Source organism: Rhodanobacter aciditrophus (assembly GCF_050026795.1).
In the GTDB taxonomy this organism is placed as follows: Bacteria; Pseudomonadota; Gammaproteobacteria; order Xanthomonadales; family Rhodanobacteraceae; genus Rhodanobacter_A.
Genome location: NZ_JALBWP010000008.1, coordinates 124,440 through 140,280, shown reverse-complemented (window position 1 = coordinate 140,280; position 15,841 = coordinate 124,440). Strand labels below are relative to the sequence as shown.

Below are 15,841 nucleotides of genomic sequence, written 5' to 3'. Positions count from 1 at the left end.
TAATGCCCGGATCGCATCGGCGCTTTCCCCCGCACGATGCCCGTTTCCCCTCGCTGGCCAGCGTCGCCCCGCGGCCCCGGCTGGCGACGACCCACGCTAAGGAGGTTCCCGTGTCCGATCCCAAGACTGTCAAGCTGGTGGACGAGTCGAATCAGCGCAGCAGCGAACTGCCGCTGGTCGCCGGCACCCTTGGCCCGGCCTGCATCGACATCAGCACGCTGTACAAGGACACCGGCCACTTCACCTACGACGTGGGCTACGGCTCGACCGCCAGCACCAAGAGCGCGATCACCTACATCGACGGCGACAAGGGCGTGCTGCTGTACCGCGGCTATCCGATCGAACAGCTGGCCGAGAAATCCAGCTTCCTCGAGGTGGCCTATCTGCTGCTCAACGGCGAACTGCCGAAGCCGGCCGAGTTTGCCGCCTTCGAGCACGACGTCTCGCATCACACGATGATGCATGAGTCGCTGAAGAACTTCTTCCAGGGCTTCCACCACGATGCGCACCCGATGGCGATGCTGGCCGCGGCGGTGGCCTCGCTCTCGGCGTTCTACCACGACGATCTCGACGTCGAGAACCCGGCCGACCGCAAGCTTGCGGCGATCCGCCTGATCGCGAAGATGCCGACCATCGCCGCGGCCTGCTACCGCTATTCGATTGGCTGGCCGTTCCGCTACCCGCGCAACAACCTCGAGTACGTCGACCGCTTCCTGCACATGATGTTCGAGGTGCCGAGCGAACCGCTCGAGATGAACCCGGTGGCCGCAAAGGCGCTCGACCTTCTGTTCATCCTGCATGCCGATCACGAGCAGAACGCCTCCACCTCGACCGTGCGCCTGGTCGGCTCCACCGGTGCCAACCCTTACGCGTCGATCGCCGCCGGCATCACCGCGCTGTGGGGGCCCGCGCACGGCGGCGCCAACGAGGCGGTGCTGAAGATGCTGGAGGAGATCGGCACGCCGGACAACGTCGAGTCGGCGGTGAAGCGCGCCAAGGACAAGAACGACAGCTTCCGCCTGATGGGCTTCGGCCACCGCGTCTACAAGAACTTCGATCCGCGCGCAAAGATCATCCGCGAGATGTGCCACAAGGTACTGGCCGAGCTGGGCGTCAGCGATCCGCTGCTGGACGTGGCGATGAAGCTGGAGGAGGCCGCGCTGAAGGACGAGTACTTCGTCGAGCGCAAGCTGTATCCGAACGTGGACTTCTACTCCGGCATCATCTACAAGGCGCTGGGCATTCCCACCGAGATGTTCACGGTGATGTTCGCGATCGCACGCACCGCCGGCTGGATCGCGCACTGGATCGAGCAGCACGAGACCCCCGGCTCGCGCATCGGCCGCCCGCGCCAGATCTACACCGGGCACGACGTGCGCGACTACCAGGCGTCGAACAAGCGCTGAGCGCGGCTGCCTCGTCGAAACGCGAACGCCCCGGTCATGCCGGGGCGTTCGCGTTTCGCGGTTCCTGGAATGCGCGGTTCAGCGCCGCACGGCGGCAAGCATGCGTTCGAGTTCGTCGCCGGCATCGTCTTCGGCCAGCAATGCCTCCACGGCGGCCAGCGCGGCGCGGCGCATCGGCTTCTCGTCGACGCGGTCCAGCGGCGCCTGGCGCAGCGCGTCGCGCGGCAGCACGGTGAGATCGAACGGCAACGCATCGGCGGCGAACAGCAGCACCGGGAACTCGGCCTGCCCGTCGCGGCTGGTGCGCAGGCGGCGCGTCTGCGTCTCGTACGGCACGCCGTGTTCGTGCAGGTAGCGGTGCACGGCGTCGGGATCGTCGCTGAACACGTGCAGGCAGATCGCCGAATGCGCGTCGGCGGTGCCGTCCAGCACCGCACCGACCAGGCGCGGCTCGAATCGGGCGAGGAAGCGCATCGCCTCCAGCGCTGCCTCGCGGCGTGTGCGCAGCAACTGCGGCTGACTGTCGGCAAGGAACAGGCGCTGGTGCTCGCGCAGCGCCTGCTCGATCTCCTGGTTGCGCGGCAGCGCCTGGGTGTCGAGGATGCCCAGCCGCTCGGCGGCCTTGAGCTTGGCGCGGTGGAAGTCGCGGATGCCGTGCTCGCTCATCAGGCGGGCCGCTTCCTGGGCTACGCGCCGCCGGTTGCGCTGCTGGCGGTCGCTTGCATGGATGCGGTGATGTTCGCCTCGGGCCATGTCGGTTCCTCCGCCGCTTGCGCCTCCAGACTAGCGCAAGCGGCGGAAGGCGGGAACAGCGGCCGCGGGATCAGAAGATGTTGTAGGGGTTCTGCTGTTCCTGCTGCTGCTGGGTGGCCTGGGCACGCAGGCGGTCCACGTCCTCGACCTTGAAGTACTCGTTCATGCTGTCCGGGTCGTCGGGCGTGGTGGGCAGGCCGCTGGCACGATCGATCAGCACGGTGGCGATGCCCGGCGGCATCGGCAGCGAATCCAGCGGGGTCCCCTTCAGCACCGTGCCCATGTAGTCCATCCAGATCGGCAGTGCCGCCTTGGCGCCGAACTCGCCGCGGCCCAGCGAACCGTAGTTGTCGAAACCCACCCATACCGAGGTGGAGACGTCGCCGTTGAAGCCCACGAACCACGCGTCGCGGTGGTCGTTGGTGGAGCCGGTCTTGCCGGCGAGGTCGGCGCGGTCCAGCGCCCTCGCCGCCGCGCCGGTGCCGCGCAGGATCACGTCCTTCATCAGCGAGGTGATCAGGAAGTCGGTGCGCGGTCCGAGCACGTGCGGCGCCAGCACCGGCGGGTGCGCACCGGTGCCGTGGGCGTCGGCCGGAAGGGTCTCCACGCCGGAGTCGTCGACGCTGGCCGCGCCGGCGGGCGCCGGAGCGCTGGCGGTCTCCGCCAGGCGGTTGGCCGGGCGCTTGCTCATGTCGGCGGGCGGCGGTCCAGGGGGAGTGTTCTCCAGCAGGCGCTCTTGGCATTCGCGGCAGGCGCGCGCGGGATTGGCGATGTAGACCGGCTTGCCGCTGCGGTCGTCGATCTCGCTGATGAAGTAGGGTGTGACCAGGTAGCCGCCGTTGGCGAACACCGCGTAGCCGCGCGCCATGTTCATCGGCGACACCGACGCGGTGCCGAGCGCCATCGACAGGTTCGGCGGCAGCGCGTCGAGCGGGAAGCCGAAGCGGGTGATGAACTCGCGCGCGTAACGCACGCCGATCGCGTCGAGCAGGCGGATCGAGACCAGGTTCTTCGACTGCACCAGTGCCTCGCGCAGGCGCATCGGGCCGGCGAACTTGTCGTCGTCGTTGTTCGGCGTCCACAGGCCGCCGGGGCGCGAGGGATCGGGCAGCGCCAGCGGCGCGTCGTTGATGATCGAGGCCGGCGTGAAGCCGTGGTCGAACGCGGCCGAATACAGGTAGGGCTTGAAGCTGGAGCCGGGCTGGCGCGCCGCCATCACGGCGCGGTTGAACTTGCTGCGGGTGAAGCTGAAGCCGCCCACCAGAGCCTCGACCGCGCCGTCCTCCGGCCGGATCGAGGCCAGCGCGGCCTGCGCGGTGGGAATCTGCGCCAGCTGCCAGGCGCCCTTGTCGTCCTGCGACACGCGCACGATGTCGCCGCGCTTGAGCACCGCATCCACCCGCGTCGGCGCGGGGCCGGTGCGGCTGTCGTTGACGTAGGGCCGTGCCCACGCCACGGCCGCGAGGTCGAGGCGGATGCTCTGGTTGGGGGCGACGAACACCGTGGCGGCATCGGCGGAGCTGGCGGTGACCAGGGCGGGGACGAGGCCGGAGGTGTCGGTGTAGCCGGCAAGCATGCGCTGGTAGTCCTGCGGGCCGGCGTCGGCGGCGAGATCCTGGTGCGCCTCCGGGCCGCGCCAGCCGTGGCGGCGGTCGTAGTCGATCAGGCCCTTGCGCACCGCTTCCGTCGCGGCCTGCTGGCGCCCGCTCTGGATCGTGGTCTTCACCACGTAACCTTCGGTGAGCGCGTCGTTGCCGAGGCGATCAAGCACCTGCCGGCGCACCATCTCGGCGAGGTAGGGCGCGTCCACCTGAATCGGCGCCTCGTGCGGGGCGGCGTCGTTCGGCTCGGCGACGGCCGCCTTGTACTGGGCGTCGGTGATGTAATGGTGACGCAGCATCTCGCCCAGCACCCAGTTGCGCCGCGCCAGCAGGCGCGCCGAGCTGTTCAGCGGATTCACCACCGAAGGCAGCTGGAAGGTGGAGGCGATTGCCGCGCACTCCGCAATGGTCAGCTGGTCCAGCGTCTTGCCGTAGTAGTACGACGCGGCCGCGGCCACGCCGTAGGAGCGGTGGCCCAGGAACATCTTGTTGAGGTAGAGCTCGAGGATCTGGTCCTTCGAGAGCTCGTGCTCGATGCGCAGCGCGGTGAACACCTCGATCAGCTTGCGTGAGTACAGCTTCTCGGGGCTCAGGAAGAAGTTGCGCGCCACCTGCTGCGTGATCGTCGAGCCGCCCTGCACCTTGTCGCCGCCGGCCAGGATCACGTGCCAGCCGGCGCGCACGATGCCGCGCAGGTCGATGCCGGGGTGATGGTAGAAGTCGGCATCTTCGGCCGACAGCACGGCATGCTTGAGGTTGGCCGGCACGTTGGCGATCGCCACCGGGATGCGCCGCGTCTCGCCGAAGGTGGCGATCAGCTTGCCGTCGGCGCTTTCCACGCGCAGCGGCACCTGCATGTGGTAATCCTTCAGCACTGCCACCGAAGGCAGCCGCGGCGCCACCAGCCAGTACGCCACCCCGACCGCGAGCACCGCCAGCAGAAAACCCGAGAACGCCAGGATCAATGCCCAGCGCAGCAGACGCTTGAGAATACGCATGTGTGGCGGATGGCCCGTGTCAAAACCCGGCTGAGTATAGAGGTTGTGCCGCAAACCGCCGCGGAGGGGTACATCTGCGGGAGCGTGACAGGATCGACCGCAAGATCGTCCGTCTGCGTCGAAACGAGGCCTCCGTCACGCTGCGCGAAGGCGGTGGTCCAAATGTGGGCGCCATCACGGGAAATACTTGAGAAAGCTGCGGCAGGCCATTGCGGGGCCGTTAAATTTTCGATCTAATGCCTGCGCACATCACGCCGGAACTCCGGCGGTTGGCGCCCAGGGGCAAAGGGGGAACACCGTGGGGCTCTTCACACCCAAGAAGCCGGCACTGATCGGCGTCGACATCAGTTCGACCGCGGTCAAGCTGCTGCAGCTCAGCCAGGCGGGCGGGCGTTACCGCGTCGAGCACTACGCGGTGGAGCCGCTGCCGCCCAATGCCGTGGTCGAGAAGAACATCGTCGAGGTGGAGGCGGTGGGCGAGGCGATCCGCCGCGCGCTGGCGCGCTCCGGCTCCAAGCTCAAGCACGCGTCCGCCGCGGTGGCCGGCTCGGCGGTGATCACCCGTATCATCCCGATGCCGAGCGAATTGAGCGAGGAGGACCTGGAAGGCCAGATCCAGGTCGAGGCGAACCAGTACATCCCCTATCCGATCGACGAAGTGAGCCTCGATTTCGAGGTGCTGGGTCCGGTGCGCGACAACCCCGAGATGAACAGCATCCTGCTCGCCGCCTCGCGCACCGAGAACGTGGACATGCGCGTGGCTGCGCTGGAGCTGGGCGGCCTCACCGCCAAGGTGATCGACGTGGAGGCGTTCGCGATGGAGAACGCGTTCGCCCTGCTCACCGACCAGCTCAACGTGGGCCGCGACGCGCTGGTGGCGGTGGTGGATGTGGGCGCGACGATGACCACGCTGTCGGTGCTGCGCAACCAGCGCACGATCTACTCGCGCGAACAGGTGTTCGGCGGCAAGCAGCTCACCGACGAGATCATGCGCCGCTACGGCCTGTCCTACGAGGAGGCCGGCCGCGCCAAGCGCAAGGGCGGCCTGCCCGAGTCGTACCACAGCGAGGCGCTGGAGCCGTTCAAGGAATCGCTGGTGCAGCAGGTCAGTCGCCTGCTGCAGTTCTTCTTCGCCGGCAGCGAATACAGCAAGGTCGACCAGGTGGTGCTGGCCGGCGGTTGCGCCACCATCGACGGCATCGCCGCGATGCTGGAAGAGCACATCGGCGTGCCCTGCGTGGTGGCCAATCCGCTGGCGCGCATGTCGATGTCGCCGAAGGTGCAGGGGCAGTCGCTGTCCCAGGACGCGCCGGCGCTGATGATCGCGGTCGGCCTCGCCCTGAGGAGTTTCGACTGATGGCCCACGTCAACCTCCTTCCCTGGCGTGCGGAGCGGCGCAAGCTGCGCGAACGCGAGTTCTACGGGCAGCTTGGCGCCGCCTTCGTGGCCGCACTGGGTTTCGTGCTGCTGTGGGCGATCTGGATGAGCGCGCGCATCGACAACCAGAACGACCGCAACGCCATCCTGCAGGGCGAGATCAAGCAGCTCGACGTCAAGATCGCCAAGATCAAGGATCTGGAAAAGGTGCGCGAGCATCTGCTGGCGCGCAAGCAGATCATCGAGCAGCTGCAGTCCGATCGCTCGAAGATGGTGCACCTGTTCGACGAGCTGGTGAAGACGATCCCCGCCAGCGTGCGCCTCACCGCCCTCAAGCAGGCCGGCGACACCATGTCGCTGGACGGCGTGGCGCAGTCCAACGCCAGCGTGGCCGAATACATGCGCAATATCGAGGTGTCGCCGTGGATGGGCCACGTCGACCTGCGCAGCACCGTCAACAGCCATGACGCCACGCGCATGCCCTATGGCTTCGGCCTCAGCGTGAAATTGAACAAGCCCAAGCCGGACGAGGCCGGCGCCGCCGACGTGCCGGCGGGTGCGGCTTCGGCCGCGGCGCCGGCACATGCCGGCAGCGTTCCGGCATCCCTGCCGTCCGCGCACGCCGTCGCGCCCGCAGCGAAACCGGCAGCCGGGCCGGCGCCTGAAAGCAAGCCGACCGCCGCCGTCGCTAAGGGAGGGGCCAAGGCATGAAACTCCTCGACGATCTGCGCAGCCTCGACCGCAACAACGTCGGCGGCTGGCCCCAGTCGGTCAAGATCTTCTTCACCGCGCTGCTGTTCCTGCTGGTGGTGTTGCTGGGCTGGTACTTCTACGTCAGCAGCCAGCAGGACGAACTGGCCTCGCTGGCGGGCAAGGAAACCCAGCTCCGGCAGGAATTCACCACCAAGCAGGCCAAGGCGGTGAACCTCGACGCACTGCAGCAGCAGCTCGACGAGATGAAGGACATGCTGCGCCAGCTGCTGCGCCAGCTGCCCAGCAAGACCGAAATGCCCGAACTGCTGATCGACATCTCGCAGACCGCGCTGTCGGCCGGCCTGCAGGTGGATTCCTTCGTGCCGCAACCCGAGGTGCCGAAGGACTTCTACGCCGAGAAACCGATCCAGCTGAAGATGGTGGGCACCTACCACCAGTTCGGCACCTTCATCAGCGGCGTGGCCTCGCTGCCGCGCGTGGTGATCCTGACCATGCATGACGTCTCGCTGACGCCCGAGCATGCGGGCAAGAACGGCACTTCCGCGGACGGCCAGCTGGTGCTGCAGGGCACGGTGAAGACCTACCGCTACCTGGACGAGGACGAGGCCGCCGCCGAGGCGAAGAAGAATCCGGCCAAGGCAGGGGGGCGCAAGTGATGAAGCTGTCCACTGTCACGAAGCCTTCGATGCTCGCGCGTCTCGCCCTGCTGCTGCTCGCCGCGCTGATGCTGGGGGGCTGCACGCGCGGCACCTCGGATCTGCGCGAGTGGATCGCCCAGCAGAAGGCGAAGAAGGGCGCGCCTATTCCGCCGTTGCCGGTGATCAAGACCTTCGAAACCTTCACCTACGCGGATCAGGATCTGCGCGATCCGTTCGGCCCCAGCGCCACGGAGCAGTCGACCGCCACCAGCGGGCCGCGACCGGACCAGAACCGGCCCAAGCAGCCGCTGGAGATGTTCGCGCTGGACAGCCTGAAGATGGTCGGCACGATCGGCACCGGTCCGGGCACCGAGGCACTGATCAAGGATCCCAGCGGCGTGATCCATCCGGTGCACCGCGGTGAATACATGGGCCAGAACTACGGCCACATCACCGCCATCAGCGACGACCACATCGATCTGATCGAACTGGTATCCAACGGCAATGGTGGCTGGATGGAACGTCCGGCCAGTATCGCGCTCGGCGAGAAATAGGGGACACAGGGGCTGATGCAATGAGCAACCACATTCAATCCGTCCGGGGCCGGGTCATGCGCCACGCCATTCGTTGTCTCCTGTCTCTGCTGCTGCTCGCCGGTGCGGGCTTCGGTCAGGCCGCATTGGCCGCCGGCAACAGCACGCTGAAGGACATCAGCTACACCACCCTGCCCGGCGGCAGCGTGCAGCTGCACCTGAACTTCGCCGGCGCGGTGCCGCAACCACGCATCTTCACCACCGACAACCCTGCGCGCATCGCGATCGACTTCGCCAACACCGGCACCACCGCCCAGCGGCACACGGACATCGGCCAGGGCGCCACCTCGGGCGTTTCGGCCGTGTCGGCCGGTGGCCGTACGCGGGTGATCGTGGAGCTGATGCGCCCCGTGTCGTACCAGTCGGCGGTCGAGGGCGACAGCCTGGTGCTCACCGTGGCCAACGGCAGCGCGCCGCAGACGGCAGCCACTCCGGCGCCGGCGCAGCACAGCATCACCACCGCGGCGATCATCGATCCGTCCAAGCACCTGCCGGCCGCAGCCGCCGGCGGCATCAGCGTCACCAACATCGACTTCCGGCGCGGCGCGAACGGCCAGGGCCGCGTGCTGGTCAGCTTCAGTGGCCCGGGCGCCGATGCGCAGATGCGCACGATCGGCGACAAGGTCGAGGTCAGCATTCCCAACGCCAGCGTGCCGGCGAACCTCGCGCAGCGGCTGGACACGCTGGACTTCGCCACCCCGGTGCAGTCGATCAGCACCCGCACCGGTGCCGCGGGCGGCGTGCAGATGACGATCGCGACCAAGGGCGTGGTGGACACCTCGGCCTGGCAGGAAGGCAACCAGTACGTGGTCGAGGTAGCGGCGAAGAAAGGCGAGAACACTGCCGCGGCCGGCGGCCAGCCGGCGCTGGGCCAGCAACCCGCCTACACCGGCAAGCGCGCCACCTTCAATTTCCAGGACATCCCGGTGCGCTCGGTGCTGCAGCTGATCGCCGACACTTCGGGCCTGAACATCGTGGCTTCCGACAGCGTCACCGGCAGCATCACGCTGCGCCTGGTGAATGTGCCGTGGGATCAGGCACTGGACGTGATCCTGCGCGCCAAGGGCCTGGACAAGCGTCGTGACGGCAACGTCATCTGGGTGGCGCCGCAGTCGGAACTGGCGAAGTACGAGGAGGACGTCGCCGCCGCGCGCATCAAGGCCGAAGACAACGCACCGCTGGTCACCACCTACATCCCGATCAGCTACGGCAAAGCGGCCGATATCGCCAAGCTGCTGACCACCGGCAGCATGCAGAGCAGTGGTGGCGGCGGCGCCGGGGCCGGCGGGGCCGGCGTGTCACGCGGCTTCCTGTCGCCGCGCGGCAGCGTCTCCTACGACGAGCGTACCAACACCCTGCTGCTCAACGACACGGCGGACAAGACCGAGCAGATCCGCAAGCTGGTGGCGGAACTGGACAAGCCGGTGCAGCAGGTGCTGATCGAGTCGCGCATCGTGATCGCCACCGACGACTTCACCCGCGAGCTGGGCGTGAAGTGGGGGGCGAACGGCAATCGCACCAACCCCAGTGGCCAGGTGCTGCAGGTTGGCGGCGGGCTGGGCACCAAGCAGGGTAACAACACCAGCCCCGGCACGCTCGGCAGCGGTGGCCTCAACGTGAACCTGCCGGCATCGACCGCAGCATCTGCGGGCGGCGTGCTTGGTTTGGCCATCCTCGGCAAGAACTACGCCTTGGACCTGGAGCTGTCGGCGGCACAGACCGAAGGCCGCGGCGAAGTGATCTCCAGTCCGCGCGTGATCACCGCGAACCAGCAGGAGGCGGTGATCCGCCAAGGCCAGGAGATCGGCTACGTGACTTACCAGGGCGGCATCGGCGGCACCGCCGCGCCCACCGCGTCGGTGCAGTTCAAGGACGCGGTGCTGGAGCTCAAGGTCACGCCCACGATCACCGCCGACAACCGCGTCTACCTCGCGATCAACGTGAAGAAGGATTCGCTGGCGAAGTTCCTCACCACGCCGAACGGCCAGGTGCCGCAGATCAACACCCAGTCGGTGAATACGTCGGTGCTGGTGGACAACGGCCAGACCGTGGTGCTGGGCGGCATCTACGAGATCAACAAGACCAACACCATCACCAAGGTGCCTGGCCTGGGCGACATCCCCGGCATCGGCTACCTGTTCCGCAACACTCAGCGCAACAACACCAAGGCGGAACTGCTGATCTTCGTGACGCCGCGCATCCTCAACGATTCGCTGCAGTAAGGCTCCGCGTTCAGCGGCACGCAAAGAGGTGGCTTCGGCCGCCTCTTTGCGTTGAGCGTCTGAACGCGCTGGTGCCGTCGACTAAACTTCCGGGCCCCGCCGTGGTCAACAGCGGCGACCTGCTGCCGGAATCCCCCATGATGGACATGCCCGAAACCCCGCCCCGCAGCCGCCTGCAGCAGGCTTTCGCGCAGCTGCGCGACGACCTGCGCGCCTGCGTCATCGGCCAGCCGAAACTGGTCGACTGCCTACTGGTGGCGCTGCTCGCCGACGGCCACCTGCTGGTGGAAGGGGTGCCGGGACTGGCGAAGACCACCGCGGTGAAGGCGCTGGCGGCGCGCGTCGAGGCGGATTTCCACCGCGTGCAGTTCACCCCCGACCTGCTGCCCGCGGACCTCACCGGCACCGACGTGTTCCGGCCGCAGACGGGCAGCTTCGAGTTCGAGCACGGGCCGCTGTTCCACAACATCGTGCTGGCCGACGAGATCAACCGAGCACCGGCCAAGGTGCAGTCGGCGCTGCTGGAGGCGATGGCCGAGCGGCAGATCACCGTGGGCCGCGCGACCCGGCCGTTGCCCGACCTGTTCATGGTGATGGCCACGCAGAACCCGATCGAGCAGGAAGGCACGTTCGCGCTGCCCGAGGCCCAGCTCGACCGCTTCCTGCTGCACGTCACCATCGGCTATCCCGATGCGGCAGCGGAGCTGGCGATCCTGCGGCTCGCCCGCGAGCAGGCGCAGCGCCGGGCGCACCCCGCTCCGGCGCCGGCGGCCCTGCTGACGCAAGCCGAGGTGTTCGCCGCGCGCGATGCCGCGATGGCGGTACACATGGCGCCGGCGCTGGAGGAGTACCTCGCCCAGCTGGTGCTGGCCACGCGCGACGCCGGCCGCTATGGCTCGGAACTGAAGCGCTGGATCGCGTGGGGTGCAAGCCCGCGCGCCACCATCGCACTCGACCGATGCGCCCGTGCCCAGGCCTGGCTGGGCGGTCGCGATTACGTGCTGCCCGAGGACGTGCACGCGATCGTGCACGAGGTGCTGCGCCATCGCGTGTTGCCGAGCTACGAGGCCGAAGCCGAGGGCGTGCGCAGCGACCAGGTGATCGCGCGGTTGCTGGATCTCGTGCCGCTGCCGTGAGCGTGGCGATGGACGCCGCCTTGCCGCATCGTGTCGATGGAGACGGCCGTACGCGCGTGTCGCTGGCCGAGCTCATCGCGCTGGGCGCCCGCGCGGGACGCGTGAAGCTGGCGCCGACGGAAAGCCGCGCGGAACGCAGCGGCCAGCAGTCCAGCCGCCTTTACGGCCGCGGCATGGACTACGCCGAATCGCGCATCTACCAGCCCGGCGACGACGTGCGCCGGCTGGACTGGCGGCTCACTGCACGCAGCGGCCGGCTGCACACCAAGCTGTTCCAGGAGGAGCGCGAAGGGCGTCTGCTGATCCTGCTCGACACGCATGCCAGCCTGCGCTTCGGCACCCGCGTCCGCTTCAAGTCGGTGCAGGCCGCGCGCGCCGCCGCCGTCGCGGCGTGGCTTGCCGTGCGCGCCGGCGAGCGCGTGGGACTGATGGCCTTCGGTGACAACGATCGCCTGCTGCGCCCGCAGGGCGGCGTGCATGGGGCACTCGCGGTGTGCGGCGCGCTGGCGGACTGGGACGCGTTGCCGCTCACGGGGCATGCCGAGCCCTTGTCCGACGCGCTGCTGCGCGCGCGGCGCCTGCAGCACGGCGCCAGCAGGGTGCTGCTGGTCAGCGACGGTTTCTGCACGGACGAAGCCTCCCGCCGCCAGTTGCTCGACCTCCGGGCGCGGGCCGCTGTCGGCGTGCTGGTGGTGGCCGACGTGCTGGAGCGCGAGCCGCCGCCACCCGGGCGCTATCCGCTGGAGCACGCCGGCGAACGCCGCGACGTGGTGCTGCTGGGCGAGCGCCAGCGACACGAGTTCCAGCAGGCGCTGGGTGCCGGGCCGGCACGACTGGAAGCGTTGGCGCGTGACATGGGACTTCGTTGCCGCGTGCTCGACACGCGCGACGATCCGCTGCCTGCCGCAAGCGCCCTGCTGGGCGTGGCGAGGAAACGGCGATGACCTCGCCGGTGCCCCCGCAGGCCGGCCCGGTGCTGCGCGACATCCACCTGCCGCCCGCGCCCGCGTGGTGGCCGCCGGCGCCGGGCTGGTGGCTGCTGGCCGCGCTGGCGCTGCTTATCGTGCTGGCGACGGCATGGTGCTGGCGCCGGTGGCGCCGCAGGCGGCAGCGGTATCGGCTGATCCTCGACGAGCTCGACCGCCTCGCGCAACGGCACGAGTGCGACGGCGACGACGCGGCACTGGCCGCAGCCCTGCAGCAGCTGCTGCGCAGGGTGGCGCGCCGGCACGACGCCGGCGCCACGCAGCAGCGCGGCGAGCGCTGGCGGCAGACACTGGCACGCGTGCCGGTGGCGATACCGGTGCTGGAGCGCCTGCTCGCGCTGGAGACGGTGATCTACCGCCCGCATCCGGACTTCGACGCGCCGGCCACGCTGGCTGCGGCGCGCGACTGGCTGCAGGTGGCCGCGCGGCCGCGCGCGTGGAAGCCGGCGGCGATGGAGCATGGCGATGTTTGAGTTCGCCTGGCCCTGGCTGTTCCTGCTGCTGCCGTTGCCATGGCTGTTGCGCCGCGCGCTGCCGCCCACCACGCCGGCACAGGCGCTGCGCCTGCCGCAGCCGGGCCTGCGGCTTGCGCTGGCGGGCGGCAGCACGGCGAGCAGCTTCACGCCGTGGCTGCTGGCACTGTCCTGGCTGTGCCTGGTGGTGGCAGCCGCCCGCCCGCAATGGGTGGGACCGCCGCAGGCGCAGGTGCGCAGCGGCCGTGCGTTGATGCTGGCGGTGGATCTCTCCGGCAGCATGCGCACGCCCGACATGGAACTGGCCGGCCAACCGGTCAGCCGCTTCGGCGCGGTGAAGGCGATTGCCGGCAACTTCATCGACCGCCGCCGCGGCGACGAGATGGGACTGATCCTGTTCGGCAGCCAGGCGTTCCTGGTGACGCCGGTCACCTACGACCTGGACGCGGTACGCGCGCAGCTGCAGGGTGTGGCGGTGGGCCTGGCCGGCAGCGAGACGGCGATCGGCGACGCCATCGCGATCGCGGTGAAGCGCCTGTCCGCGTTGCCTGCGCAGGCACGCGTGCTGGTGCTGCTCACCGATGGTGTCAACAACGCCGGCAGCATCTCCCCGCGGCAGGCCGCGCGCGCCGCGAAAGCAGCCGGCGTGCGCATCTACACCGTAGGCATCGGCGCCACCCGCATGCGCGTGCCGGGCTTCTTCGGCAGCCAGATCGTCAATCCGTCGGCCGATCTCGATGCGGGCATGCTGACGAAGATCGCCGACGAGACCGGCGGCCGCTTCTTCCGTGCCACCGACAGCGACCAGCTTATCGAGGCCTACCGCACCATCGACGCGCTGGAACCGATGCCGCAGCACGGCCCGAGCCTGCGGCCGCGCCAGGAATGGTTCACCTGGCCACTGGGCGCCGCGCTGCTGCTGTGGCTGCTGGCCGGCCTGCCGCGCTGGCGAACGAGAGAGATGCCGGCATGAACGCGGTGCTGGCGCAGTTCCACTTCCTGCGGCCCTGGTGGCTGTGCGCGCTGGCCGTGCTGCCGTGGCTGCTGTGGCAGGCCTCGCGGCGCAGCCGCGGCCTGCAGGCCCTGTCGCGGCTGGTCGATGCGGAGCTGCTTCCGCAGCAACTGCGTGGCCGCGGCGCGCGACAGCGCCTGCCGCTCGGCCTGCTCGCGCTGGCGTGGCTGCTGGCGGTGCTGGCGCTGGCGGGGCCTGCCTGGAGCCGCGTCGAACAGCCGTTGTACGCGCGTCGCGCCGCCCAGGTGGTGGCGATCTCGCTGTCGCAACGCATGCTGTCGCACGACGTGGCGCCCAGCCGCATCGATCGCGCACGCTTCAAGGCGCACGACCTGCTGGCGGCGAACCGCGATGGCCTCAATGCGCTGATCGGCTACGCCGGCGAAGCCTTCGTGGTGGCACCGCTCACCTCCGACGCGCACAGTCTCGGCACCCTGCTCGATGCGATGGCGCCGGACACCATGCCGGTGGACGGCGACAACGCGGCGGCGGCGATCGAGCGCGGCGCGGCGCTGATCCGCGATGCCAAGATCGGCGGCGGCTCGCTGGTGCTGATCGCCGATACCGCCGACGTGGCGGCGCAGGCTGCCGCGCGCAAGGCACGCGCCGAAGGCGTGCGCGTTTCAGTGCTGGGCGTGGGCACGCCGAACGGCGCGCCGGTACCCTTGCCGGGTGGGGGCTTCCTGCACGACGCGCAGGGCCACCTGCAGCTGGCGGGCCGCGACGACGCGGCACTCGCCGCCGTCGCCGCTGCCGGCGGCGGGCGCTACGTGCCGATGAGCGCGAACGACGCCGATGTCGCCGCGCTGCGCGGCGAGCTGCGCGCGGGCGCCACGCAAACGGCGCAGGGCCAGCTCGGCGATGAATGGCAGGATCGCGGCCCCTGGCTGCTGCTGCTCCTGCTGCCGCTGGCCGCCTTGGCTTTCCGCCGCGGCTGGCTGCTGCTGCTGCCGTTGGCGCTGCTGCCGATGCTGCCCGGCAGCGCGCATGCCGCGAGCTGGCGCGACCTGTGGCAGCGCCGCGACCAGCAGGCCGCCACGGCACTGCAACGGGGCGACGCGAAGCAGGCGATGCAACTGGCGCGCGATCCGGCATGGCGCGGCGCCGCGGCCTACCGCGCGGGCGACTATGCCGCCGCCGCGCAGGCGCTGCGCGAGGCGAAGGGCACTGACGCGGCCTACAACCTCGGCAATGCGCTGGCACGGGAAGGCAAGTACCAGGATGCGATCAAGGCCTATGACCGGGCGCTCAGGCTCGACCCTGCCAATCTCGATGCGAAGGCGAACCGGCAAGCCGTCGAGGATTGGCTGCGCAAGCAGCCGCCGCCGCAGAAGTCCTCGTCACCGCAGCAGCAGAAGCAAGGCGGTTCGTCCTCGACGCAGGGGCAGGGGGGCACCAGCGGGCAGGACAAGCAGGGCCAGAACGGCCACGGAAACGACGGGCAAGGCAAGGACGGGCAGGACAAGAACGGCAGCCAGGCCGGGCATTCGTCGCCACAAGACAGCAATCCAGCGCAGTCGCAGAAGCAGCCGGACTCGTCGAACGACGCGGGCCAGTCTCCGCAGGACAAGGCGAAGCCAACCAGCGGGAAGTCTTCCGGTGAGCCCGCCGCGCCGCGGAACGAGCCGCCGCCGACGCCCGGGCAGCAGGCCGCGCAACAGGCACAGGCCGCGAAGGCACAGCAGGCGCTGAAGCGGCAGCTGGACCAGGCGTTGGGCGCGGCGGGCAAACCCGCGGCCGCCGTGCCGCCCGCGCACCAGCTCGGCGCGGACGGTGCAGGCGATCCGCAATCGAAGCTGCCGGCGGACCTGCGCCAGGCGCTGCAGCGCGTGCCCGACGATCCGGGCGCGCTGCTGCGCCGCAAGTTCGAGCTGGAATACCAGCGCCGCCACGGCGGCGCACCCGACGAGGACGGGCCGTGATGCTTTCATT

Annotated in this window: 13 protein-coding genes; 11 read left to right on the top strand and 2 right to left on the bottom strand. The window is 69.4% G+C overall.

All coding sequences use genetic code 11. The features are described 5' to 3' along the window. Positions 1–110: 110 nt before the first annotated feature. Positions 111–1,406, top strand: coding sequence for a citrate synthase (locus ACQGNW_RS02465; RefSeq protein WP_426661477.1), 1,296 nt, complete (start codon positions 111–113; stop codon positions 1,404–1,406). A gap of 78 nt (positions 1,407–1,484) precedes the next feature. Here the strand turns inward: ACQGNW_RS02465 and ACQGNW_RS02460 are convergent, their stop codons facing one another. Both ACQGNW_RS02460 and ACQGNW_RS02455 read right to left on the bottom strand, forming a co-directional pair. After that, entirely contained in the window at positions 1,485–2,159 is a 675-nt protein-coding gene (locus tag ACQGNW_RS02460) for a hypothetical protein (protein ID WP_426661476.1), read from the bottom strand. Positions 2,160–2,229: 70 nt separating this feature from the next. Next, positions 2,230–4,758 (bottom strand): penicillin-binding protein 1A, encoded by a 2,529-nt coding sequence (locus ACQGNW_RS02455; protein WP_426661475.1) that lies wholly within the window; start codon positions 4,756–4,758, stop codon positions 2,230–2,232. A 298-nt stretch (positions 4,759–5,056) separates the two neighbouring features. Here ACQGNW_RS02455 and ACQGNW_RS02450 point away from each other — a divergent pair, with 298 nt between their 5' ends. The 10 genes from ACQGNW_RS02450 (at position 5,057) to ACQGNW_RS02405 (ending at position 15,831) form a co-directional block, all read left to right on the top strand. Next, positions 5,057–6,115 carry a pilus assembly protein PilM gene (locus ACQGNW_RS02450; protein WP_426661474.1) on the top strand — a complete coding sequence of 353 codons (1,059 nt, stop codon included), beginning with the start codon at positions 5,057–5,059 and terminating at the stop codon, positions 6,113–6,115. Continuing rightward, positions 6,115–6,846, top strand: coding sequence for a PilN domain-containing protein (locus ACQGNW_RS02445; protein WP_426661473.1), 732 nt, complete (start codon positions 6,115–6,117; stop codon positions 6,844–6,846). The genes ACQGNW_RS02450 and ACQGNW_RS02445 overlap by 1 nt, the downstream gene beginning before the upstream one ends. After that, entirely contained in the window at positions 6,843–7,505 is a 663-nt protein-coding gene (locus ACQGNW_RS02440) for a type IV pilus inner membrane component PilO (protein WP_426661472.1), read from the top strand. The genes ACQGNW_RS02445 and ACQGNW_RS02440 overlap by 4 nt, the downstream gene beginning before the upstream one ends. Continuing rightward, positions 7,505–8,041 carry a pilus assembly protein PilP gene (locus ACQGNW_RS02435; protein ID WP_426661471.1) on the top strand — a complete coding sequence of 179 codons (537 nt, stop codon included), beginning with the start codon at positions 7,505–7,507 and terminating at the stop codon, positions 8,039–8,041. The genes ACQGNW_RS02440 and ACQGNW_RS02435 overlap by 1 nt, the downstream gene beginning before the upstream one ends. Before the next feature lie 56 nt (positions 8,042–8,097). Further along, on the top strand, positions 8,098–10,302 hold the full coding sequence (locus tag ACQGNW_RS02430; RefSeq protein ID WP_426661470.1) for a type IV pilus secretin PilQ: 2,205 nt from the start codon (positions 8,098–8,100) through the stop codon (positions 10,300–10,302). Between the two features lie 140 nt (positions 10,303–10,442). Then, positions 10,443–11,438: an AAA family ATPase gene (locus tag ACQGNW_RS02425; protein ID WP_426661607.1), complete on the top strand. Its 996-nt coding sequence runs from the start codon at positions 10,443–10,445 to the stop codon at positions 11,436–11,438. Positions 11,439–11,446: 8 nt separating this feature from the next. Next, positions 11,447–12,382, top strand: a complete 936-nt coding sequence (locus ACQGNW_RS02420; protein WP_426661606.1) for a DUF58 domain-containing protein — start codon at positions 11,447–11,449, stop codon at positions 12,380–12,382. Further along, positions 12,379–12,897 (top strand): DUF4381 family protein, encoded by a 519-nt coding sequence (locus ACQGNW_RS02415; protein WP_426661469.1) that lies wholly within the window; start codon positions 12,379–12,381, stop codon positions 12,895–12,897. Before ACQGNW_RS02420 ends, ACQGNW_RS02415 begins: the two co-directional genes overlap by 4 nt. Continuing rightward, the gene (locus ACQGNW_RS02410) at positions 12,890–13,870 is read left to right on the top strand and encodes a VWA domain-containing protein (protein WP_426661468.1); all 981 of its coding nucleotides are present in this window, start codon (positions 12,890–12,892) and stop codon (positions 13,868–13,870) included. Before ACQGNW_RS02415 ends, ACQGNW_RS02410 begins: the two co-directional genes overlap by 8 nt. Then, positions 13,867–15,831: a tetratricopeptide repeat protein gene (locus ACQGNW_RS02405; protein ID WP_426661467.1), complete on the top strand. Its 1,965-nt coding sequence runs from the start codon at positions 13,867–13,869 to the stop codon at positions 15,829–15,831. Before ACQGNW_RS02410 ends, ACQGNW_RS02405 begins: the two co-directional genes overlap by 4 nt. Positions 15,832–15,841 lie beyond the last annotated feature (10 nt).